Here is a 21,502-nt window from a genome sequence, read left to right as displayed (position 1 = left end):
GCCCCCGGGCAGGTGGGCAGGAGAGTTTCCCATGAAGATTGCCGTTTTGCGCGAACGGTTCGAAGGTGAAAGCCGCGTCGCGGCAACACCCGAAACCGTCGCCAAATTCATCGCGCTGGGCGCCGAGGTCGCCGTCGAGGAGGGAGCTGGCACCGGCTCGCGCATTTCCGACGATCAGTTCAAGGATGCAGGCGCTGCCATCGGCGCCACAGCCGCCGCCACCCTTAAGGGTGCCGATATCGTGCTCTGCGTGCGCCGTCCGTCCGCCGCCGAACTCAAGGGCGTCAACACCGACGCCCTGTTGATCGGCGCGCTCGACCCCTATGGCAATGAAAAAGACGTCGCCGCACTCGCCAAGGCGGGCGTCGTGGCCATGTCGATGGAATTCATGCCGCGCATCACCCGCGCGCAGGTCATGGATATCCTCTCGTCCCAGGCCAACCTGGCCGGCTATCAGGCAGTCATCGAGGCGGCAGCCGTCTTTGACCGGGCCATGCCCATGATGATGACCGCAGCCGGCACCGTCCGTCCAGCCAAGGCCTTCGTGATGGGTGCGGGCGTGGCGGGTCTGCAGGCCATCGCCACCGCCAAGCGCCTCGGCGCCGTAGTGTCGGCCACCGACGTGCGCGCCGCAGCCGGCGAGCAGGTGGAATCCCTGGGCGGCAAATTCATCATGACCGAGGCTCTCAAGGACGCCTCGGGCACCGGCGGCTATGCCCGCGAGCTGACCAAGGACGAACAGGCGGCACAGGCCGAACTGGTCGCCGGGCATATCTCCAAGCAGGACATCGTCGTCACTACCGCACTGATCCCTGGGCGCCCGGCGCCCAAGCTGGTGACCAAAGCCATGGTTGAATCCATGGCTCCAGGTTCGGTGATTGTCGATCTTGCGGCCGAACGCGGCGGCAATGTCGAGCTGACACAGCCGGGCAAGGTCATCACCCATAATGGCGTGACCATCATCGGCTATACCAATCTGCCCGGGCACATTCCCACCACCGCCAGCCAGCTCTACGCGCGCAATCTCCTGGCCTTCATCACCACGCTGATCGATGCCAAGGAAAAGAAACTCGCCATCAACTGGGAAGACGAACTGGTCAAGGCCACTGTGCTCACCCGGGAGGGCGCCGTCGTGCACCCGAATTTCGCCGCGTCCAAGACTGACCCGGCAAGCGCCGCGGAGGCCAGGCCCGCGCCAGCCAGGAAGCCCGCTGCGAAAAAGCCAGCGACACGCAAGACCTCAGCCAGCAAGGCCGCCGCAAGCAAGGCCGCCGCAGCGCCCAAGGCCGAAGCCGGCCAGCCCCCGGCTGACAAGCCGGCCCCGCGCAAGTCAACGGCCCGCAAGCCAGCAGCCAAAGTCGCTGTTGCAGAAGCCGGCACGCAAACCGATCCAGCGGCCAAAGCGCCCACAGCTAAGAAACCAGCCGCCAGAAAGCCGGCAACCAGAAAGCCGGCAACCAAGCAGCCAGCGGTCGACAAACCTGCCGCCACTGAGGGAGGAGACAAGTAAATGGACGCTACAGCAGAAACTGTCGCCAACGCCGCCGCCGTGGCCCATGGGGCCATTGGTGGCCCCATTGACCCTTTCACCTTCCGCCTCGCCATTTTCGTGCTGGCGATCTTTGTGGGCTATTTCGTGGTCTGGAGCGTCACCCCGGCCCTGCACACCCCACTGATGAGCGTCACCAACGCGATTTCCTCGGTGATCGTGGTGGGCGCCCTGCTCGCGGTGGGCGTGCAACTGGCCACGGACGCCAGTTGGGTCAGCAAGTTTTTCGGTTTCATCGCCCTGGTGTTTGCAAGCGTAAACATCTTTGGCGGGTTTCTGGTGACCCAGCGCATGCTGGCCATGTACAAGAAGAAGGGCTGATCAAATGATCGACGCAAATATCGCCGCCCTTCTCTATCTGGTCTCGGGCGTGCTGTTCATCCTGGCCCTCCGGGGCTTGTCACACCCCTCCTCATCGCGCCAGGGCAATCTCTTTGGCATGATCGGTATGGCCATTGCCGTGGTCACCACGCTCATGGTGGCTGCCCCGAGCGACTTCATGAGCTGGCTACTGATTATCGGGGGTCTCGCGCTTGGCGGTGGCATCGGCGCCTTTATCGCCCGCTCGGTCAAGATGACCGACATGCCCCAGCTCGTGGCAGCCTTCCACTCACTGGTGGGTCTGGCCGCAGTCTTCGTCGCTGCCGCCGCGCTCTATGCCCCCGAGGCCTTCGGCATCGGCACACTGGAACACATCCACGCTCAAGCCTTGGTTGAAATGAGCATCGGCACAGCGATCGGCGCCTTCACCTTCACCGGCTCGGTCATCGCGTTCGCCAAGCTCAATGGCAATATGAGCGGCAAGCCGATCATTCTGCCCATGCGCCATCTCATCCATATCGCGATTGGGCTGGCCATCGTGCTGCTGGTATGGGCCTTCACCGTGACCGGCAATCCTTGGCTGTTCTGGCTGATCACCATTCTCGCCCTGATATTGGGCGGGCTGATGATCATCCCCATCGGCGGCGCCGACATGCCGGTCGTGGTCTCCATGCTCAACTCCTATTCGGGCTGGGCGGCAGCCGGCATCGGTTTCACCCTGGGCAATACGGCGCTCATCATCACCGGTGCCCTGGTCGGCTCCTCGGGTGCGATCCTGAGCTACATCATGTGCAAGGCGATGAATCGCTCGTTCATCTCGGTGATCCTGGGAGGCTTTGGCGGCGATACCTCCGGCGGCGCTGCCGCTGGCGAGGATGACCGCCCGGTCAAGCAGGGCGCCGCTGACGACGCGGCATTCCTGATGAAGAACGCCGGCAAGGTGATCATCGTGCCCGGCTACGGCATGGCCGTCGCCCAGGCCCAGCACGCCTTGCGCGAGATGGCCGACCTGCTCAAGGCCGAAGGCGTCGAGGTCAAATACGCCATCCATCCGGTGGCTGGCCGCATGCCCGGGCACATGAACGTGCTGCTCGCCGAGGCCAACGTGCCCTATGACGAGGTGTTCGAACTCGAAGACATCAACTCCGAGTTCGCCCAGTCCGACGTCGCCTTTGTCATCGGCGCCAACGACGTGACCAACCCTTCGGCCAAGACCGACAAGACCTCGCCCATCTATGGCATGCCGGTCCTCAACGTCGAGGATGCGGGCACAGTGCTGTTCATCAAGCGCGGCATGTCGGCAGGCTACGCCGGGGTGCAGAACGAATTGTTCTTCCGCGACAACACCATGATGCTGTTCGGCGATGCCAAGAAAGTCACCGAGGACATCGTCAAGGCGTTCGGCCACTAGGGCCTTGGTGGTAACAGACAACAATTGGGAAGCGCGGCCATGAGTGCCGCGCTTCTTGCATTTGCGCTGGCAAGCTTGTTGATCGAGCTCACTCCCGGCCCCAACATGGCTTATCTGGCCATCCTGGCTGCCGACCGGGGCCGCGTTGCTGGCTTAGCGGCCGTCGCAGGGGTCGCGCTGGGCCTGGCCGGGCTAGGTTTATTGGCCGTTCTCGGCCTCGGCACGCTGGTGCTCGAGCAACCCTGGCTCTATCAGATTCTGCGGTGGACCGGCGTGGCCTACCTGCTTTACCTCGCCTGGGAAGCCTGGCGCGATTCCCGCAAGCCCATAGATGCCGTCGACCCGAACGAGGGCACGCGACGCTTTTTCCTGCGCGGGCTGATCACCAATCTGCTCAACCCCAAGGCCGCCTTGTTCTACGTCACGGTCATGCCCGGGTTTCTCTCGACGACGACAATCCGGGAGGCTCTGCTGTTCGGCGCAGTTTATGTGGTCGTGGCAACGCTCGTGCACGCCGTCGTGGTGCTTCTGGCCGGCACGGTCCAGCCCCTATTGACCGTGCCCGCGCGGCGCCGGGTCATGGGGGCGGTCTTTGCCATCCTGCTGGTCGGCGTGGCCGGTTGGGTCGGCTATTCGACAGCAATGTAGGGCAGCCGGTTTTCTCCTGGCCCCGCTTGCCTTAGTCTCCTTACTCTGCGGGGGAGGACCATGGCCAGAACAACGCGCCGACGCACTGTTGCGCCCAGGTCGGAGCCGATCAAGCGGCAGGCCATCGTGATCGTTCATGGCCAGGGCGAGCAACGGCCCATGGGCACGATTCGCGACTTCGTCCACGCCCTTTGGCAGGACAACCCGCAACTCGATACGCCAGAGGAGGCTTATCCGCGGCCGCGCCCGATCTGGATCGTGCCCGACGACAAGAGCGGCCTTTACGAGTTACAGCGCATCACCACTCCCGAGCACAATGGGCGGCGCACCGACTTTTTCGAGCTCTACTATGCCGACCTGCTCAATGCCACGCCCATGCGCAATCTATGGCGCTGGATTCGAAGGCTGCTATGGATCGACCCCGCTCAAGTGCCAAAACACATGCGCTGGCCCTGGGTGGTGTTCTGGTTGCTGACGGTTCTGGCTGTCATGAGCACCCTCGCCGCCGTTCTGGCGTTGCCGCAGGTGCTGGACACCCATTGGTATGATCGATTTGTCTCGCCTGACGCGTGGCGTGGCCATGCTATCAGCATCACGGCGTTGGCCCTGATCCTGCTACCCAAATTCTTCAGTCCGCTTTCCTTCATCAAGCGAATACCCCGATTCCTGCTGATGCTCGTCATTACCATCGGCATTCTCGACAGCTTTAGCTGGAATGGTCATGTCGCCAATCTGATGCTTTTGGGCACCTTGGCCTATCTCGCCGCAACCCTGCTATTGCCCTATTTCGGCGATGCCGCGAGCTATCTTTCAGCCCAGACTGAAACCGTGCAGAGTCGGCAGGGTGTCCGCAATCGTGGGCTTGCCTTGCTCAAGGCGCTGCATGAAGACCCTGAATATGACCGCATCGTCGTGGTCGCGCACTCGCTGGGGTCGGTACTGGCCTACGATCTGCTCCATATCCTCTGGCGCGAGGTGGGTCCGACCAAGGACAACCCGCCGGGCCCGGACGCCCTGGCCGCCTTTTCAGCACTGGATGACTTCGTGTCCAACGCCCCCTCACAGGCCTGGAACAGCGGGCGGATAGCCCAATACCAAGCCTTGCAATGGAAGGTTTACGAAGCCCTGCGTCTGCAGAAGGGACCGGCTGGCTCCGAGACGCAATCGGGATGGAAGATTTCCGACCTCGTGACCCTTGGCTCGCCCCTCTCCAGTGCGGAATTCCTGGTAACAGATGGTAGTGCGGACTTTGCCCGCATGAAAACCGAGCGCGTGCTGCCCACGGCGCCCCCACAGGCCTATGACGAAACGCGCGGCACCATCTATCCAGACCCGCAAAAGGGCCCTGTCGCCCACCATGCCGCCGTGTTCTCGGTGGTGCGCTGGACCAATCTTTTCGACCGGATCGATAGCCCGCTGTTTCTGCTGGGCGACGCCATTTCGGGGCCTCTGTCCGGCGCGGATCGGTTCGGGCCCGGCATCAGCGACCGAAAAGTCGAAATCACCTGGGGGCGGCTGGGCTGGCGCCTGTTCACGCACAATTTCTACTGGACGGACACCTCACCGGCCGACGAACCGCCGGCCGATCACATCACCGCGTTTCGCGACGCAGTGGGACTGGAACGGTCCGCGCCCTGATTTTCGGCCCGTACCGCGAATACATGCGAGCGGAAACCATCAATAATGTGGCGGCGGTCGATCCGTCGCCGGGTCGGCGATATAGCTGCCAGAGCGCATTTGCTCTTCGAGCATGGCCAGTTTCTTGGTCAAGAGATCGATGCTTTGCCATTGTGCCGTCAGCGCCGCATTAAGCTCCTCGATAGTCTGGTCCTGATAGGCGACGCGTGTTTCCAACGCGTCGATCCGCTCATTGTGTTCGACGCTGCTCATGGGCCTTCTCCATACCTGGAACGCCCGGAATACGGGGGTTTCCCTCCATCTTCAAGGGGCGTGACCTTCACCGGCGGATTGACGCAAGCGGAACCCTTCATCAGCGCCAGCCATTGATGGAGCACGATCCGCCAACGGGGAGCCACAAAATGGCCACCACAGCAATGCTCGATCAGGCCGCTCACGGCCACCTCGATACCTTGACCCCGTCGCAATCTGCGGCGCGGCTGGTTGTCTGCGTGAGCCTGCCCCTTGGTGCCTTTGGCTTGATCCATCTTGCCGCTGGTGCCTTCGGCATCTTCCCGATCTTTTTTTCTCCCTTTGGCCTGCCTCATTGGGGCGGCGCGGCCCTGCATCTGGCCCAGCTTGCCCTGTTGGGGGCCGCCTTCTGGGCGCTTACAGAGCAGGTGGTCCGCGGAACCGCGCGTCATTGGCTGATCGGCCTGACCATTCTCTACAGTCTGCTGCCTTTCTTCACACCGCTGCTCGATTCCCTGCAACTGGGCCTGGTCTGCACGGCTATGTTTCTGAGTACCCTGGCAGCTATTCAGCGCGTTGGCTCTGCCGCGCCGCTGGCTGGTTGGCTGATGGCGCCGATGCTTGCCGTTACCGGCACCGGCGCGGCTCTGGGTTTGACCATCGCTGCTGCCTATAGCCCGCCCTTTGCTCTCATGCAGTCGGGCCACACCCAGCCTGCTGCCTAGCAGTTACCTCAAAGTTCCCTCTTGCCAGCCGCCGCCCGGACCGCCATCTGGGCGGCAGTTTTTTTGTGCGGAGGCTGCCCATGACCAAGTTGCTTAAGATCGACGTGTTCACCGATGTGGTCTGTCCTTGGTGCCTGGTGGGCTCGGCACGGCTGGATCAGGCGATTTCCCGGCTTCCCGACGATGTCGACTTCGAACTTGAGCACCATCCCTACTTTCTCGGTCCCAACACCCCGCCCGAGGGCGTCAATGTCCACGAAATGCTCCGCGAAAAATACGGCCGCGAACCAGAGGAAATGTACGCCCGTGTTGAAGGCGAAGCGGCCAAGCTTGGCATTTCGCTGGATCTGAGCAAGCAGGATCGCCGCTACAGCACAACCAAGGCGCACACGCTCATCCGCCTTTCCAAACCCAATGGCAATCAGCACGAGCTCGCCAAGGCCATCACAGACGCCCATTTTCTGGCGTACAAGTCCATCAATGACGACAATGTCCTTTCCGACATTGCGGTCGAGCATGGCTGGGACCGTGGCGACGCGCTCGACGCCTTCAACGATGAACACGAACTTGAGGTGACCGCTCAGCTGGCCGCCAGTGCCGCCGAACAGGGCATCCGTGGTGTGCCCTTTTTCGTCTTCGGCCAAAAATACGCCCTCTCGGGCGCGCAACCGGACGAGGTTTTCGCTCAGGCGCTCAACAAGATCATTGCAGAACTCTGACAAGCCTTTACCGCCTGCTATAGTGGGTGCAAATCGCCTTATTCGGGACTGGACACTTGAAACTTTTCCGCCGCCTGCTGCTCGCCCTGCTCGTCCTCATCGTGGCGGGTTATGCCGGTGTGGTCGGCTACATGTATTTCAATCAGCGCGCCCTGCAATACAGCGCCCAGGGCGAGGTCTTCGCTCTCAGCGACACAACGCTGACCGCTGCAAGCGAGGTGCTCATCGCCACTGACGGCGGAGCGGTCAATGGCTGGTATGCGCCGCCGCGCCCCGGCATGCCGGTCATTGTCTACTACAAGGGAAATTCCAAGAGCTTTACCGAAGAAAGCGAGCGCTATGAGCGCTTTGTCGCCGATGGCTACGGCTTTCTCGCCTTCGACTACCGCGGCTTTCCCGCCTCACCTGGCGAAATCTCCGAAGCCAATATCCTGTCCGACGCGCTGGCCGCCTATGACTGGCTGGACGCTGAGACCGACGCCCCTATCCTGATCTGGGGTCGCTCGCTGGGTTCAGGACCCGCCAGCTATGTCGCCAGCCAACGCGAGGCAACCGCGCTGTTGCTGGAGACGCCCTTCCTCTCAGCCGTCAATGTCGCGGCCGAGCGCTACCCCATCTTGCCGGTCGCGCTGGTCATGCAGGACCAGTTCCGCAACGATCTCTGGATCGAGGACGTCAGCGAACCGGTTCTGGTGGCTCATGGCACCGCAGACCGCACCATCGACGTCACCAATGGGGAACGCCTCTATGCCCGCGCACCCAACCCGGATGAACTCTGGATTGTCGATGGCGCCGATCATTCCGACCTCTGGGATGCCGGCATCTGGGATCGCGCCAAACCCTTCTTTGACCGCTCGTTGAACCGGTGAAACCGCCGCGCCCACTGGGCATGTCTCCCAATCGGACCGCCATTATCGGCGGCCTGATGGTGACAACCGGCCCGCTCAGCCTGACCCTCTATGGTCCTGCTCTGCCCTCGATCGTGGCGGATCTGGGCGCCACCGACGCCGGCGGCAAGTTGACCATGACGGTCTATTTCGCAGCCTTCGCCATCTCACAATTGCTATGCGGTCCGCTTTCCGACCGGTTCGGCCGCCTGTGGGTCGGGGCGGCATTTTTCGCCATTTATGTGCTCGGCTCGCTGGTCTGCGTCCTGGCACCGACCCTGGAAATGCTGCTGCTGGGCAGGGTTATGCAGGGCTTTGGCGTGTCCGCGGGCGGCGCCATCTCGCGCGCTATGGTGCGCGACCAGTTCACGGGTATGGAGGCGGTACGCATCCTCACCCTGGTCAATCTCATTCTCACGGTAACGCCTGCCCTCGCCCCCACCCTGGGAAGCCTCATCATGCTGGCAGGGAGCTGGCACTTGATGTTTGCCATCATGGCCGCGTTTGGCGTCGCAATCATCACGCTTTTGGCTTTTGGCGCCCGCGAGACCTTGCCAGAAGCGGCGCGCGCGCCGCTCGCCCCTCGTCAGATCCTCCGCAATTATGCAGACCTGTTGCGGGCGCCCGATTTTCTGTTGCCTGCCCTGATGCTGGCCTTGGCCTTTGGCGGCTTTTATGGATTTGCCGCGCTGCTGCCCTTCGTCCTCATAGGGGATATCGGTCTCACGCCTTTCCAGTTCGCCATGGCCTTGCTGATCCAGACCGGCTCCTTCATTGTCGGCAATCTGGTCGCCGGCCGTCTGTCACATCGGCTGGACGGACCGCAATTGATCATTGTCGGGCTCGTTCTGCTCGGCCTTGGCGGGCTCGGCTTTGCGGTGGCCCCGCGGCTCTTTCCCGAGTCGGTCCTGGCCGTCATGGCGCCAGTGAGCTTTTGGATGCTGGCTCTGCCGGCCATCGGTCCAAGCGCCACGGTCGCAGCCATGGCACGCTATGGCCACATAGCCGGTGCGGCCAGCGCCATGGCCGGCTTCTTCCAGATGGGCGGGGGCTTTGTCGCTTCGCTATTGGCCATCACGCTGTTTGCCGATGCCCGGGCGGCGCTGACAGTCGTTCTGCCATTGCTGGCGGTGCTGACCATAGCCACCGCCACGCTGCACCGCCGCCTCTATCCCGGGCAATAAAAAACGCCGCCCCGAACCGGGACGACGTTTAAATTCGATAATGCTCTGGAACGCTTAGTTGCGGCCAGCGGCGCGGCCGGGGGCCACGATGCCGCCTTCACGCTGCGCACGCTTGCGGGCCAGCTTGCGCGCACGGCGCACAGCCTCGGCCTTCTGGCGAGCCTTCTTCTCGGAAGGCTTCTCATAATAGTTGCGCAGCTTCATCTCGCGGAAGACACCTTCACGCTGCAGCTTCTTCTTCAGTGCGCGCAGCGCCTGGTCAACATTGTTATCGCGAACGACTACTTGCAAAGGTCAACCGCCCTTTCAAAGCTATGCAAACTGTTATGATAATAACGGCATGGCCATACAAACCACCCCGCCGACCAGCCCAGCCGGTCACCGTGGCGGGCTCTATAGCTCAACATTGACAAGCTGTCCACACTCGACACACGGAAAAATGCGGGCACCTTGTAGGTTCTCTTGCCACAGACTAACCCTGAGCCATCAATGTGCTGGAGGCCAAACATGTTTTATCCCCTCGTCATGGTCCCCGGATTGAGATGCGACGGCTTTCTCTACCAGCCGATCATCCCGCGCCTTGGTGGCAGCATCGCGCCTGTCATTGCCGATGTGTCACTCGATGACTCCATTGCCGGCATGGCGGGCCGCATCCTCGCCGCCGCGCCGCCACGTTTCGCTCTGGCTGGCCTGTCGATGGGGGGCTATGTCGTGCTCGAAATCATGCGCCAGGCGCCGGAACGCGTGACCCACCTGGCACTGCTCGACACCAATGCCCGCCCTGACAGCGAGGAACGCAAACAGGCACGCCTGGCGGAGATGGAACTGGTGCGACAGGGCAAGTCGACCCTGGTGTCCCGCATGGCCCTGCCCGGCCTGCTGGCGCCGGCACATCTTGATGGTCCCGTGGCCGATCAGGTCCACGACATGGCCATGCGCGTTGGAACCGACACCTATATGCGCCAGCAGACGGCCATCATGGGGCGCATCGACTCACGGCCTTTTCTCCCGGGCATTGCCGTCCCCACGCTGGTTGGCGTGGGCGCTGAGGATAAACTCATCCCCCTGCGGCTCTCCGAGGAAATGGCTGAGCTCATCCCCGAGGCGGAACTGGTCATCTTTCCCGATGCCGGCCATGTCCCGACACTGGAGAATCCCGCAGCGGTGGCGGAAGCCATGAACAACTGGCTGAAGCGATAAGACCCTAGCCGCGCACGATCTTGTTGATATGCCCCATCTTGCGGCCGGGCCGGGATTCGGCCTTGCCGTAGAGATGCGGCTGGGTATCGCCATCGATCCCGTTGGGCACCTGATCGACTTCATCGCCGATCAGGTTCTGCATCACCACGTCGGCCATGCGCTGTGGATCACCCAGCGGCCAGCCGGCAATGGCGCGGATATGCTGCTCGAACTGGTCAGTGAGGCACACCGCCTCGGTCCAGTGGCCAGAATTGTGCACCCGCGGCGCGATTTCGTTAACGAGCAGGGACGGACGTTCGCCACCCACGACAAAAAACTCAACGCCCAGTACGCCCACATAGTCGAGCGCCACGACAATGACTTTGGCCAGCATCGCCGCATGTTTGGCAACGCCCGGCGCAATGTCGCCCGGCACGGTCGATGTGAAAAGAATGTGATCCCGATGCACGTTCTCGGCGGCATCGAAGGCCCTCACTGTGCCATCCAGCCCGCGCGCCACCACCACGGAGATTTCTTTCTCGAAAGGAACAAAGCCTTCCAGCACCAAAGGATGGGGCTTGAGTTCTGCAAAGGCTGCCTCGGCATCCTCGGGGGCGCGCAAAACGCGCTGGCCCTTGCCGTCATAGCCCAACCGCGTGGACTTGAGCACAGCCGGCAGACCCAACTCGCCAATGGCCGCTTTCAGGTCATCAAGGCCATGCACTGCGCGATAGGGCGCAACCGGAATATTCTTGGACGAAAGAAAGCTCTTTTCGGCCAGCCGGTCCTGCGAAATGGCCAGCGCATTTGCGCCGGGCCGCAGCGGCTTCAGCCCTGCCAGAACTTCGGCAGTGGCCGCCGGCACATTCTCGAACTCATAGGTCACGACGTCGACCTGGGCCGCGAAGGCCTTGAGCGCTTCGACATCGTCATAACCGGCCACGGTCTTGAACGGCGTGACGTCAAAGGCCGGGCTCTGCGTATCGGGGCAGTAGATATGGCTCTTGAGTCCGAGCCGGGCTGCGGACAGGGCCAACATGCGTCCGAGTTGCCCGCCGCCCAGAATGCCAATGGTGGAGCCAGGAGCCAGAATGGTCGGATTGTCAGTCAAGGTACTACTCGAGATCGGACGGAAACTGCGGCACGGCCTGAGTCTGGCGCGCCCGATGGGCATCGAGCCGGTCAGCCAGGTCCTCATCGCTCAGGGCCAGAACGGCTGCTGCCAATAGCGCCGCATTGATGGCACCCGGCTCACCGATGGCCAGCGTGCCCACCGGCACCCCACCAGGCATCTGCACGATGGAATAAAGACTATCCATGCCCGACAAGGCCTTGGACCGAACCGGGACGCCGAACACCGGCAAACTGGTCATCGCCGCGATCATGCCCGGCAGATGGGCTGCGCCCCCGGCGCCTGCGATGATGACCTTGACCCCCTCATCCCGAGCATTGGTGGCAAAATCCACCATGCGTTCGGGCGTGCGATGCGCCGAGACGATCCGCGCCTCATATTCCACTTCGAGATTTTCGAGGGTTTCGGCGGCCAACCGCATGGTGGGCCAGTCCGATTGGCTGCCCATGACGATGGCAACCGGTGGCTTGAGCATGGCGATTCCCCCGTGCCGCTCCGCAAAGCGCGCAATTAGCCCAATTTCTGCCACAACTCAAGGCGTCCGGCTATTCAGGCGATGATATCGGGCAACAGGATATTTTCGAGTTGAACGATCCGATCCTTGAGCGAAAGCTTACGCTTCTTAAGCCGCTGCAACAGCATCCGATCCGCCATTTTCGACTGTACCAAAGTGTGGATCGCTGCATCGAGATCGGCGTGTTCCTGGCGTTTTGTGGCCAGTTCGATCCCCAATTGGGTTTCCTGTTCCTGGGTCAGCGACAGCATGGTGTACCAAACATTTCAGACGCTTTTCTCAGCCTTGGTTAACCGATCACGACAAGTTTTGCATCCCAATTTCGAGACCGTCCCGAACGGCGTCGACAAAGCATGAATTATTTGTGACGATACCCCTGTCCAACACGCTGAAAGGAGTTGTTTATGACGACTGAAGGCCACATCGCAGCGCTTGAACGCCGCCACCAGGAACTGGATCGCAAGATCCAGACCGAAACCCAGAACCGGCTTGCCGACGACCTCACGGTCGCTACACTCAAGCGAAAAAAACTCGAAGTGAAGGACGAACTCCACAAGCTCCAGAGCGCCACGCGGCAATAGGACAGCACAAAAAACTTTCATAAGCTCTGGAGGGTCACGGCTTTACGCCGCGGCCCCTTTTCATTGCCCGTTGCTCAGGCACAAATCGTTAGGATTAACATCCTCTTAAGAAGCAGCGGGCATCGTCATTCCCAAAACGGCACAACTCGATTCGTGCCGTCAGGACTTCTGATCTGGGGTAAATATGACGCGTGTTCTGGTGGTGGACGATGATCCGGTGCAATTGCGATTGACCTCGGAAGTTGCCAACCGCGCCGGCTTCAAGCCGATCACCGCAACCGGCGGCGAACAGGCGCTCTCCATTCTGCGCGAGGATCCCCAGCTTGGAGCCATGATCCTTGATCTCGTCATGCCCGATCTCGATGGCATGGGCGTGATGGAGGCCATGCGCAAGGAGGGGCTCACGACGCCGGTCATCATTCAGACCGCCAATGCCTCCCTTGAAACCGTGATTTCGGCCATGCGTCAGGGGGCGGCGGACTACTTCGTCAAACCGGTGGCGCCCGAGCGGCTGGTCATCTCGCTGCGCAACGCTATGAAGCTCGATGCGCTCGAAGCCGCTATTCGCGCCGAACATGCGCGCAAGACCGGTACGTTCAGCCAGAAGGACATGATTGCCGCTGCGCCCACCATGGCCCGCGTTATCACGCTGTGCGCCAAGGCCGCCAAGAGCAATATCCCGGTGCTGATCGAAGGCGAGAGCGGGGTCGGCAAGGAGTTGGTGGCCCGCATCATCCAGGGCACGGGGGACCGGGTCGGAAAACCTTTCGTCACCGTCAATTGCGGGGCCATTCCGCCCAATCTGGTTGAATCGACCCTGTTCGGCCACAAAAAGGGAGCCTTCACCGGCGCCCATGCCGACCAGCCCGGCAAATTCACCGAGGCCCATGGCGGTACGCTGTTCCTTGATGAGGTAGGTGAGCTGCCGCTCGATACCCAGGTCAAACTGCTCCGGGCGCTGCAGGAAGGCGAAATCGAGCCGGTCGGCGCCAGCAAGCCCGAAAAAGTCAATGTTAGGTTGATTTCAGCCACCAACAGACGCCTGCTCAACCTGGCCAAATCCGGCGAATTCCGCGAGGACCTCTACTACAGGCTCAATGTCTTCCCCATCTATGTGCCGCCCCTGCGCGAGCGGCTTGAAGACATGCCGGCGCTGATCAATCACTTTATCGCCCGCTTCTCGGCCGAGGCTGGCAAGCGTGTGCTCGGGGTCTCCCCTGCAGTCACCGAATTGCTGAGCAAATATGACTGGCCGGGCAATGTGCGCCAGCTCGAGAACGCCATCTATCGCGCCATTGTGCTAAGCGACAGCGCCTTTCTCGAAACCCAGGATTTTCCTCAGGTGTTGGCCCAGGCGGCTGGGCGTGAGGAAGCCATGCGCGCCGTGGAGAAAGTTATCGAGCTCACCGAACCGGTTCATATCGACGCCGCGATTGCCCGTCCGCCCATGGAACAAGTTTCCCCGGCCGTACGCGATCGGTTTCTCTCGGACAGCGGTGACCTGCAACCGCTTTCGGACATCGAGCGCGAGGCCATCGCCTTTGCCGTCCAGCATCACGGTGGGCGGATGTCGCGTGTGGCCCGGGCGCTCGGCATCGGTCGCTCGACCCTTTATCGCAAGCTGCACGAATACGGCATGGCTGAAGGGCTGATCAACGACGCGGCCTGACATCCTACGCAAATTGGTGGGAAAGCCGCCGCGTTAACCCTATCGCTTACCTGGCCGTTAAGAAATTGGCGCGAAATGTCGCCAATCTCCTAACCAGTGAGGCCCTCATGCGACATTCAGCCATTGCCCTTCTTACTCTCATGGTGGCCTCGACTGCGGTGCAGGCGGCCGACCTCAACTGGAACAGCAATGCCACCTCGCCCATCTACGGATCAGCCAGCGCCACCCAATGGACCGGCTTTTACGCTGGCGTAAGTGGCGGCCACGCGTGGGGCACGACCACCAACAGCCCAGCGTTGGCTGGCGGCCAGGCCAACAACAATAGCGCCGGCTGGAGCCTGGGTGGCCAGGCCGGCTACAATATGGACCTGGGCGGCTTCGTGGTCGGTGGCGAAGCCGACCTGCAATGGGCCAGCATCGGCTACAATGAACCCATCGCCGGCGGCTCTTTCGAGGCCAAGACCGATGTCTTCGGCACCGTGCGCGGCCGCGCAGGCGTCCCCGTGGGTCAGGTCATGCCCTATGCAACGGGCGGTCTCGCCTTCGGACGCGGCGTCGCCCAGGAAAGCACTGGCGTCGTGACCTCGCAAACAGCCAACCATTTCGGCTGGACCGCAGGTCTCGGCCTTGAAGCTCAGGCCACCGCCAATATTTCGCTCAAGGCGGAATATCTTTATGTCGACCTTGGTGAGCAGTCCTATGCGGGCCTCCCCACCGGCAATCGGGACATCACCCAGCGCTTTTCGCTGGTGCGCGCCGGCATCAACTACAAGTTTTAGTTCAAAGGCCGACCAGACCCACCGTTGCAGTCCTGCCACAGCGCTGTTTCACGAATCTGCGAGCGATTGCCCCTGTTAAGAATTGCGGGCTAAAGATTTTCCTTGGCAGGCCGGGTGCGTTGAGATTCGCGTCTGTCCTGGGTGAATGATGTCGGGAGCAAGCATGAACAAGGTTCTGGTCAGTCTGGTCGCTTTGGTTGCCGCCATAACCGTGGTTCCGTCGGTCTCGGCCCAGCAGGTCGCCAGCCTTGATACCAGCCGCATTGTCATTGCCCCGCCGCAAAGTGACCTTGCGCGCACCATCAAGACCGGACTTTCCGCCGCCTATTACGGGGCCCGGCCCGACACGCGCGCCCATGAAGAGGCCCAAAGGCTCTATTTTCTGTATGGCGAACGCCATTTCGAGCCGATCTGGCTGACCGAACAGGCAAATGGAGCGGTCGCCTTTTCATCTGCAGCCAACAAGATCATCACCCTGTTCGAGAACGCGGCCAGCGAGGGGCTGAATCCCTCGGACTATCTGACCCCGGAAATCGACGCAGCGCGGCTATCGGGTGACGGCGTCGAACTGGCAACCCTGGAAACCGCCTTTTCGGCGGCCACCATGCGCTATGCCGATCACCTGCATAATGGCCGCATCAATCCCCAGTCGATCAGCACCCTGCTCGATCTCAAGCGCAAGCCGATCAACGAGGCCGCGCTGCTTGAGAAACTGGCTCAGAGCAAGGATCCGGCCAAGATCCTGATGCAGCTTGAACCCCAGCATCGCGAGTTCCAGGCGCTCAAGGCGGCTCTTGCACGTTTTGAACAGTCCAACGCGGCCCGCCCCACCCCGATCGGCGATGGTCCGGTCCTCCGCCCGGGCAATTCCGATGCCCGCCTGCCGGCCATTCGCGCCCGGCTCAAATTAGACGCTTCAACCTCCCAGCTCTATGACGCGCTGACTGTGGATGCCATCAGGTCCTTTCAGGAAGGTCAGGGGCTCGAAGTCGACGGCATTATCGGCCCCGCCACGGTCGCCGCTCTCAATGGGGGCGTGGCCACACGGCGCGAAGACATCATCGCCAATATGGAGCGTTGGCGCTGGATGCCGGCCGATTTGGGCGACTTCACTGTCTTTGTGAACATCCCTGAATTCCGCCTCTCGATCCTGCGTCATGGCAAGGAAGAATACACGACGCGCGTGGTGGTCGGCACGACGAAGAACCAGACGCCGGTGTTTTCGGACAGCATCCGGCATCTGGTGGTGAACCCATACTGGAACGTGCCCTCGTCCATTATTCGTGGCGAAATCGCCCCGGCGGTGCTGCGTAATCCGGGCTATACCGACAGCCACAATATGGATCTGCTGTATAACGGCGCCCCGGTCAGCCCCTGGCAGGTCGACTGGACGCAGGTATCCGCCTCCAATTTCCCCTTCCGCGTGCGCCAGCGCCCTGGCGCTGGCAACGCCCTAGGGCAGATCAAATTCCTCTTCCCCAACAAGCATGACGTCTATCTGCACGACACCCCGTCCAAATCGCTGTTTTCGCGTTCCTACCGCGCCTTCAGCCATGGTTGCGTGCGAGTGCAGAATCCGCTCGAATTTGCCGACGCGCTGATGGCCAATGAGCCAAATATTTCACGCAGCTCGCTCGAATCCATGTTCGGGCCCTCCGAGCGCTGGGTGAACCCGCAAAAGCAGATCCCGGTGCACATAGCCTACTTCACCTTGCGCGTGGACGAAGAGGGTTCCATCCGTTCCTATGGCGATCTTTACGGCCACAACGAAAAGCTGATCGCCGCCATGGGGCTCGATGCGGTTGATCCGCCAGCCATTATCGCCGAGGCGGAAACGGTGCCCCAGGAACTCTCCCCCTGAGGGCAAATGCCCAAGTCGCACCAGGATCGGTTAACGCCTTGGTAACAATTTCGCCTTGGTTGTGCCCGTTTTTGCCCGTAATAACGAAAGCGTGAGGGGATCTAAGGTCAGTTCACAACTGGTTAGCGTTAATCAATTCGAGCGAATTGAGCGCTAACGTCTCACCATTATCTGACGAGAGAGCCGGGCAGAGTTTGGCGTGACGGTCTTGGGGTTGATCAATTGGCGGGGTGCTGCACGGCTTGTTGCCGCTGCGGCGTTGTGCGTGTCCGCCTTACTGCCGGTGGCGCCGGTTCAGGCAGCATCCGAGCGCGCCCTTTACCTCCATTATACCCACACCAAGGAAACCGCCCGCATCGTCTTCAAGCGCAACGGGCAATATGTCCAGTCGGGCCTGAACGAGCTCAATCAGTTTTTGCGGGACTGGCGGCGCGACGAAGCCACCAAGATGGACCCGCGACTGTTCGACCTAATCTGGGAAGTCTACCAGGAGGTGGGCGGCACCCAGCCGGTTAACATCGTGTCGGCCTATCGCTCTCCGGCCACCAACGCGATGCTGGCGTCCAAATCGTCCGGCGTCGCCGACAATTCCCAGCATATGCGCGGCACCGCGATGGATTTCTTCATTCCCGGTGTGCCGCTGGCCAAGCTGCGCGCCGCCGCCATGAAGAAACAGGTTGGTGGCGTGGGCTACTATCCCACTTCGGGCAGCCCTTTTGTCCATCTGGACACCGGTTCTGTGCGCGCCTGGCCCCGCATGACCCGCGCCCAGCTCAAGGAACTGTTTCCTGACGGCAAGACCATGCACCTGCCCACCGATGGCAAGGTGCTGTCCCAACAGGGCTACAATGTTGCCCTGGCCGAATGGAAACGCTGCCACGCCTTCCCCTGCAACGGCTCCAGTTCGGGCACGCGGGTGGCCAGCGCCTCGGAGGGCAGCGGCCGCACCCTGGTGGACCTGCTGTTTGGCGGAAACGAACAGACATCCGCCAGCGCACCGCAGGTGCAGACAGCCTCGCTGGCTCCGCAGCGCTCCACCCCGGTAGCCCCGGCAATGCCCGAACGTCGTCCCGCCGACCTGGGCGGAACAGACCTCGCAGTAGCCTCGGTGTCGGACACCAACCTGCCCTTTTCGACCAGCGGCAGCGCGCCGCTGACCGGCGGCGAGATGACGCTGGCCTCGCAGGTCGCGGTGACCATGCCCGTGGCCATGCCCAGTGACTTGCGGAACAACGACGCTGTCACCGCCCTCGCCGCTCTGACCGAACCCACCATGCCGACGCCACGCGTCATCATGACGGACCCGCCGGCCGATATCCTGACGGCTTATGCTGCCGCCAGCCCGAAAGCAGAACCCGAGGCACAACGCGCGCTGGAAATGATCATCGAAGGCACCACCACTGCCAGCGCCACGGCAACGCCCCCCGCACCAACCGATCGACTGCCGGCTCTGCCGCCCCTGCGGCCGGCGGCAAACATCCAGACCGCCTCACTCAGCGGCAATCTGTCCGACCTGTTCGGCGGCACATTCAGCGCGACCGATGCTGAAGCACCGACGCCCCTGGCCGAGGCACTGGTGAAACATGTCGCCGCCCGTCCCGATCCCGACGCTATGCGCCGCCCCGCTCTGGTAGCCCCCGACCTTGAACATGTCGCGGACATCTTCACCGACCCGGCGGCGATGTCCTCGGGCCGCTATGCCGTGATCTTCAATCACGATGAGGCTGATTTCGACCCGACCCCGGAAATGGGCCGCCATGTGCTGATCAAGGGCGTCGGTGATAGGGCGCCAGCGCCGGTCCATAACCGTTTCACGCGCACCGCGCCTCTGGTCCTCGCCAGCAACTGACCGCGCCGCCCCGCGTCTTCTGCCCCGCAATTGCCTGAATGCTCGCCCACTAGTGGGAGCCATCGCCGCATTGCCCTGGCTGGCATTGCAAAGGCATCACCCTGCGCCTAAACAGGGACAAACCAGATATTTGACGGGGATACGCTTGGCCAACAAGCCCGATACGCCGCTGCTCGACACCGTTCAGACCCCAGCCGATCTGCGTGACATGCCGCGTGAGGATCTGCGTCAGCTTGCTGATGAATTGCGGGCCGAAATGATCGACGCTGTTTCGGTCACCGGCGGCCATCTCGGGGCGGGCCTGGGGGTAGTCGAACTGACCGTTGCGCTGCACGCCGTATTCGACACCCCGCACGACCGCATTATCTGGGATGTTGGCCATCAAGCCTATCCGCACAAAATCCTGACCGGCCGTCGCGACCGCATGCGCACCCTTCGGCAGAAGGGCGGGCTCTCCGGCTTCACCCGCCGCGCCGAAAGCGAATATGATCCCTTCGGCGCCGGGCATTCATCGACATCGATCTCGGCTGGCCTGGGCATGGCTGAGGCCAGCAAGCACATGGAAAAGCCGCGTAATGTCATTGCCGTCATCGGCGACGGTGCCATGTCGGCCGGCATGGCCTATGAGGCGATGAACAACGCCGGCGCCATGGATGCACGCCTCATTGTCATCCTCAACGACAATGACATGTCCATCGCTCCCCCCACCGGCGCCCTGCGAACCTACCTGGCCCGTCTGGTCTCCGGCCCGGTCTATCGCGGCACCCGCGAGGCGGCCAAGGCCATGGTCTCCAAACTCCCCCCCTTCCTGCACGAGCCGGCTCGCCGCACCGAGGAATTTGCGCGCTCCTTCTTCACCGGCGGCACGCTGTTCGAGGAACTGGGCTTCTACTATGTCGGCCCGATCGACGGGCACAATCTGGAAGACCTGCTGGCCATCCTCGACAACGTCAAGGAATTTGGCCAGGGCCCGATCCTGATTCACGCCGTGACCAAAAAGGGCAAGGGCTACGCCCCGGCCGAGAATTCGGCTGACAAATATCATGGCGTTTCCAAGTTCAACGTCATCACCGGCGCCCAGGCCAAGGCGCCCTCCAACGCGCCCTCCTACACCTCGGTGTTTGCCTCTTCACTGATCCAGGAGGCCCAGGCTGATCCGCGCGTGGTGGCCGTCACCGCCGCCATGCCCTCGGGCACGGGCCTCGATAAGTTCGCAGAGGTCTTTCCCAGCCGCATCTACGATGTGGGTATCGCCGAACAGCATGCCGTGACCTTTGCGGCGGGCATGGCCAGCGAGGGTATGAAGCCCTTCTGTGCCATCTATTCGACCTTCCTGCAGCGCGCCTATGACCAGGTGATCCACGACGTCGCCATTCAGGGCCTGCCGGTGCGCTTCGCCATCGACCGGGCCGGCTATGTCGGCGCCGATGGACCGACCCATGCCGGCAATTATGACAATGCCTATCTCGGCGCCATTCCCGGCATGGTGCATATGGCCGCCGCGGATGAGGCCGAATTGCGCCACATGGTAGCAACCGCGACCGCTTTTGACAGTGGCCCGATTAGCTTCCGGTATCCGCGCGGCGAAGGCATGGGCGTGGACATGCCGGAACGCGGTGAGATTCTCTCGATTGGCAAGGGCCGCATTGTGCGCCAGGGCAGCACGATCGCGCTGCTCTCTTATGGCACGCGGCTGGGCGAAGTGCTCGCCGCCGCAGACAAGCTGGCCGCTCTCGGGCTCAACCCCACCGTGGCCGACGCGCGCTTCCTCAAGCCTTTGGATGAAGAGCTCATCGCCTCGCTGGCACAGAGCCACGATGTGTTGATCACGACCGAAGAAGGCGGCCTGGGTGGCTTTGGCAGCCATGTCGCCACATTCCTTGCCAGCAACGGCTTGCTCGATGGCAAACTGCGTTTCCGTCCGCTGATGATCCCCGACACCTTTGTCGAACACGCGTCCCAGGCCGACATGTATGCTGCCGCTGGCCTGGATCGCGCCGGTGTTGTCGCTGCTGCGCTCACCGCGCTCGGATATGACGAGGCGGCTATGAAAGCAGCGATGGCAAGGATCTAGTACGGCCTCAGCGCTGCCGCCGCCTCTCCTCAAGGAGGGACTGCAGAACTGAGATTACGCGTAGTTCGTCGGCAGGCCGGGCGAGGACTTGACCGTTTCCATCGAAATATAGGCTGACATGTCGAACAGCTCGATACGCGAAACGAGCTGCTTGTAGACCACGTCATAGTGTTCAACATCGGGCAGCACGATCTTGAGAATGTAGTCGAAATTGCCGGTCAGGCGGTGCACTTCGACGATCTCGGGGACTGCTGAAACGGCCGCATGGAACTTCTCCAGCCAGTCGGCGGCATGTGAGCCGGTGCGCACGATGACAAATACGGTCGTCGGGAGGCCCATTTTGCGCCGGTCCAATTCCGCCGCGGTGCGCGCTATGAACCCCTCCTCCTTGAGCCGGGCGATCCGGCGGGAACAAGCCGAAGGCGAGAGCGCCACTACCGCCGCAATATCGTTGACGGGCTGCTCGGCATCCGCCTGCAATAAGCTCAAAATCTTTCGGTCGCGCTCGTCCAGCATGAGTTCTGCTCCATTCGCGCACAATATTAGCGCAT

General features: G+C 62.0%; 22 protein-coding genes. 16 read left to right on the top strand and 6 right to left on the bottom strand.

The window, feature by feature from the left end; genetic code table 11:
• Nucleotides 1-31 precede the first annotated feature (31 nt).
• Genes GGR20_RS11560 through GGR20_RS11540 form a run of 5 tightly spaced genes read left to right on the top strand, consistent with a single transcriptional unit; the run spans nucleotide 32 to nucleotide 5,567 of the window.
• Nucleotides 32-1,510: a Re/Si-specific NAD(P)(+) transhydrogenase subunit alpha gene (locus GGR20_RS11560; protein ID WP_183311424.1), complete on the top strand. Its 1,479-nt coding sequence runs from the start codon at nucleotides 32-34 to the stop codon at nucleotides 1,508-1,510.
• Entirely contained in the window at nucleotides 1,511-1,870 is a 360-nt protein-coding gene (locus tag GGR20_RS11555; RefSeq protein ID WP_183311422.1) for a proton-translocating transhydrogenase family protein, read from the top strand.
• 7 nt (nucleotides 1,871-1,877) lie between these two features.
• Nucleotides 1,878-3,281, top strand: coding sequence for an NAD(P)(+) transhydrogenase (Re/Si-specific) subunit beta (locus tag GGR20_RS11550; protein WP_183311677.1), 1,404 nt, complete (start codon nucleotides 1,878-1,880; stop codon nucleotides 3,279-3,281).
• A gap of 39 nt (nucleotides 3,282-3,320) precedes the next feature.
• Entirely contained in the window at nucleotides 3,321-3,929 is a 609-nt protein-coding gene (locus tag GGR20_RS11545) for a LysE family translocator (RefSeq protein ID WP_183311420.1), read from the top strand.
• A gap of 60 nt (nucleotides 3,930-3,989) precedes the next feature.
• Nucleotides 3,990-5,567 carry a hypothetical protein gene (locus tag GGR20_RS11540; RefSeq protein ID WP_183311418.1) on the top strand — a complete coding sequence of 526 codons (1,578 nt, stop codon included), beginning with the start codon at nucleotides 3,990-3,992 and terminating at the stop codon, nucleotides 5,565-5,567.
• Nucleotides 5,568-5,606: 39 nt separating this feature from the next.
• Here the strand turns inward: GGR20_RS11540 and GGR20_RS11535 are convergent, their stop codons facing one another.
• A complete protein-coding gene (locus GGR20_RS11535) occupies nucleotides 5,607-5,819 on the bottom strand; it encodes a SlyX family protein (RefSeq protein ID WP_183311416.1) in 213 nt (70 codons plus the stop codon).
• A gap of 149 nt (nucleotides 5,820-5,968) precedes the next feature.
• On the opposite strand from GGR20_RS11535, the gene GGR20_RS11530 reads away from it, so the two are divergent.
• The 4 genes from GGR20_RS11530 to GGR20_RS11515 all read left to right on the top strand — a co-directional run bounded on the left by GGR20_RS11530 (nucleotide 5,969) and on the right by GGR20_RS11515 (nucleotide 9,313).
• Nucleotides 5,969-6,523: a hypothetical protein gene (locus GGR20_RS11530; protein ID WP_183311415.1), complete on the top strand. Its 555-nt coding sequence runs from the start codon at nucleotides 5,969-5,971 to the stop codon at nucleotides 6,521-6,523.
• Between the two features lie 80 nt (nucleotides 6,524-6,603).
• Nucleotides 6,604-7,242 carry a DsbA family oxidoreductase gene (locus GGR20_RS11525; protein WP_183311413.1) on the top strand — a complete coding sequence of 213 codons (639 nt, stop codon included), beginning with the start codon at nucleotides 6,604-6,606 and terminating at the stop codon, nucleotides 7,240-7,242.
• A 56-nt stretch (nucleotides 7,243-7,298) separates the two neighbouring features.
• On the top strand, nucleotides 7,299-8,111 hold the full coding sequence (locus GGR20_RS11520; RefSeq protein ID WP_183311411.1) for an alpha/beta hydrolase: 813 nt from the start codon (nucleotides 7,299-7,301) through the stop codon (nucleotides 8,109-8,111).
• A gap of 20 nt (nucleotides 8,112-8,131) precedes the next feature.
• Entirely contained in the window at nucleotides 8,132-9,313 is a 1,182-nt protein-coding gene (locus tag GGR20_RS11515) for a multidrug effflux MFS transporter (RefSeq protein WP_183311410.1), read from the top strand.
• A gap of 54 nt (nucleotides 9,314-9,367) precedes the next feature.
• On the opposite strand, the gene rpsU is transcribed toward GGR20_RS11515, so the two are convergent.
• Nucleotides 9,368-9,604 (bottom strand): 30S ribosomal protein S21, encoded by a 237-nt coding sequence (gene rpsU, locus GGR20_RS11510; protein ID WP_183311407.1) that lies wholly within the window; start codon nucleotides 9,602-9,604, stop codon nucleotides 9,368-9,370.
• Nucleotides 9,605-9,820: 216 nt separating this feature from the next.
• Here rpsU and GGR20_RS11505 point away from each other — a divergent pair, with 216 nt between their 5' ends.
• Complete coding sequence (locus GGR20_RS11505) at nucleotides 9,821-10,513, top strand: alpha/beta fold hydrolase (protein WP_183311406.1); 693 nt, start codon at nucleotides 9,821-9,823, stop codon at nucleotides 10,511-10,513.
• Between the two features lie 4 nt (nucleotides 10,514-10,517).
• Here the strand turns inward: GGR20_RS11505 and GGR20_RS11500 are convergent, their stop codons facing one another.
• The 3 genes from GGR20_RS11500 to GGR20_RS11490 all read right to left on the bottom strand — a co-directional run bounded on the left by GGR20_RS11500 (nucleotide 10,518) and on the right by GGR20_RS11490 (nucleotide 12,380).
• The gene (locus GGR20_RS11500) at nucleotides 10,518-11,603 is read right to left on the bottom strand and encodes a 5-(carboxyamino)imidazole ribonucleotide synthase (RefSeq protein WP_276511921.1); all 1,086 of its coding nucleotides are present in this window, start codon (nucleotides 11,601-11,603) and stop codon (nucleotides 10,518-10,520) included.
• A 4-nt stretch (nucleotides 11,604-11,607) separates the two neighbouring features.
• Nucleotides 11,608-12,099 carry a 5-(carboxyamino)imidazole ribonucleotide mutase gene (gene purE / locus GGR20_RS11495; protein WP_183311405.1) on the bottom strand — a complete coding sequence of 164 codons (492 nt, stop codon included), beginning with the start codon at nucleotides 12,097-12,099 and terminating at the stop codon, nucleotides 11,608-11,610.
• 74 nt (nucleotides 12,100-12,173) lie between these two features.
• Nucleotides 12,174-12,380, bottom strand: a complete 207-nt coding sequence (locus tag GGR20_RS11490) for a YdcH family protein (RefSeq protein WP_183311675.1) — start codon at nucleotides 12,378-12,380, stop codon at nucleotides 12,174-12,176.
• Nucleotides 12,381-12,542: 162 nt separating this feature from the next.
• Here GGR20_RS11490 and GGR20_RS11485 point away from each other — a divergent pair, with 162 nt between their 5' ends.
• From GGR20_RS11485 to dxs, 6 genes are all read left to right on the top strand, one after another.
• Entirely contained in the window at nucleotides 12,543-12,719 is a 177-nt protein-coding gene (locus tag GGR20_RS11485; RefSeq protein ID WP_183311404.1) for a YdcH family protein, read from the top strand.
• Nucleotides 12,720-12,903: 184 nt separating this feature from the next.
• Nucleotides 12,904-14,388 carry a sigma-54-dependent transcriptional regulator gene (locus tag GGR20_RS11480; RefSeq protein WP_183311403.1) on the top strand — a complete coding sequence of 495 codons (1,485 nt, stop codon included), beginning with the start codon at nucleotides 12,904-12,906 and terminating at the stop codon, nucleotides 14,386-14,388.
• A 107-nt stretch (nucleotides 14,389-14,495) separates the two neighbouring features.
• Nucleotides 14,496-15,167: an outer membrane protein gene (locus tag GGR20_RS11475; protein ID WP_183311402.1), complete on the top strand. Its 672-nt coding sequence runs from the start codon at nucleotides 14,496-14,498 to the stop codon at nucleotides 15,165-15,167.
• Between the two features lie 163 nt (nucleotides 15,168-15,330).
• Complete coding sequence (locus GGR20_RS11470; protein WP_183311401.1) at nucleotides 15,331-17,028, top strand: L,D-transpeptidase family protein; 1,698 nt, start codon at nucleotides 15,331-15,333, stop codon at nucleotides 17,026-17,028.
• 199 nt (nucleotides 17,029-17,227) lie between these two features.
• Nucleotides 17,228-18,877 (top strand): peptidoglycan L,D-endopeptidase MepK, encoded by a 1,650-nt coding sequence (gene mepK, locus GGR20_RS11465; RefSeq protein WP_476699200.1) that lies wholly within the window; start codon nucleotides 17,228-17,230, stop codon nucleotides 18,875-18,877.
• A 145-nt stretch (nucleotides 18,878-19,022) separates the two neighbouring features.
• A complete protein-coding gene (dxs, locus tag GGR20_RS11460; RefSeq protein WP_183311400.1) occupies nucleotides 19,023-20,951 on the top strand; it encodes a 1-deoxy-D-xylulose-5-phosphate synthase in 1,929 nt (642 codons plus the stop codon).
• A gap of 54 nt (nucleotides 20,952-21,005) precedes the next feature.
• Here the strand turns inward: dxs and GGR20_RS11455 are convergent, their stop codons facing one another.
• Entirely contained in the window at nucleotides 21,006-21,467 is a 462-nt protein-coding gene (locus GGR20_RS11455) for an Lrp/AsnC family transcriptional regulator (protein ID WP_183311399.1), read from the bottom strand.
• Nucleotides 21,468-21,502 lie beyond the last annotated feature (35 nt).

This window comes from Devosia subaequoris, from assembly GCF_014197055.1.
Taxonomy (GTDB): Bacteria; Pseudomonadota; Alphaproteobacteria; order Rhizobiales; family Devosiaceae; genus Devosia; species Devosia subaequoris.
This window is presented reverse-complemented; position numbering and strand designations above follow the sequence as displayed.

Excerpts from the sequence above, each read along its gene's own strand:
- GGR20_RS11560 (WP_183311424.1), top strand. The coding sequence starts at position 32 with ATGAAGATTGCCGTTTTGCGCGAACGGTTCGAAGGTGAAAGCCGCGTC.
- GGR20_RS11555 (WP_183311422.1), top strand. The coding sequence starts at position 1,511 with ATGGACGCTACAGCAGAAACTGTCGCCAACGCCGCCGCCGTGGCCCAT.
- GGR20_RS11545 (WP_183311420.1), top strand. The coding sequence starts at position 3,321 with ATGAGTGCCGCGCTTCTTGCATTTGCGCTGGCAAGCTTGTTGATCGAG.
- GGR20_RS11540 (WP_183311418.1), top strand. The coding sequence starts at position 3,990 with ATGGCCAGAACAACGCGCCGACGCACTGTTGCGCCCAGGTCGGAGCCG.
- GGR20_RS11535 (WP_183311416.1), bottom strand. The coding sequence starts at position 5,819 with ATGAGCAGCGTCGAACACAATGAGCGGATCGACGCGTTGGAAACACGC.
- GGR20_RS11530 (WP_183311415.1), top strand. The coding sequence starts at position 5,969 with ATGGCCACCACAGCAATGCTCGATCAGGCCGCTCACGGCCACCTCGAT.
- GGR20_RS11525 (WP_183311413.1), top strand. The coding sequence starts at position 6,604 with ATGACCAAGTTGCTTAAGATCGACGTGTTCACCGATGTGGTCTGTCCT.
- GGR20_RS11515 (WP_183311410.1), top strand. The coding sequence starts at position 8,132 with ATGTCTCCCAATCGGACCGCCATTATCGGCGGCCTGATGGTGACAACC.
- GGR20_RS11505 (WP_183311406.1), top strand. The coding sequence starts at position 9,821 with ATGTTTTATCCCCTCGTCATGGTCCCCGGATTGAGATGCGACGGCTTT.
- purE (WP_183311405.1), bottom strand. The coding sequence starts at position 12,099 with ATGCTCAAGCCACCGGTTGCCATCGTCATGGGCAGCCAATCGGACTGG.
- GGR20_RS11485 (WP_183311404.1), top strand. The coding sequence starts at position 12,543 with ATGACGACTGAAGGCCACATCGCAGCGCTTGAACGCCGCCACCAGGAA.
- GGR20_RS11480 (WP_183311403.1), top strand. The coding sequence starts at position 12,904 with ATGACGCGTGTTCTGGTGGTGGACGATGATCCGGTGCAATTGCGATTG.
- GGR20_RS11475 (WP_183311402.1), top strand. The coding sequence starts at position 14,496 with ATGCGACATTCAGCCATTGCCCTTCTTACTCTCATGGTGGCCTCGACT.
- GGR20_RS11470 (WP_183311401.1), top strand. The coding sequence starts at position 15,331 with ATGAACAAGGTTCTGGTCAGTCTGGTCGCTTTGGTTGCCGCCATAACC.
- GGR20_RS11455 (WP_183311399.1), bottom strand. The coding sequence starts at position 21,467 with ATGCTGGACGAGCGCGACCGAAAGATTTTGAGCTTATTGCAGGCGGAT.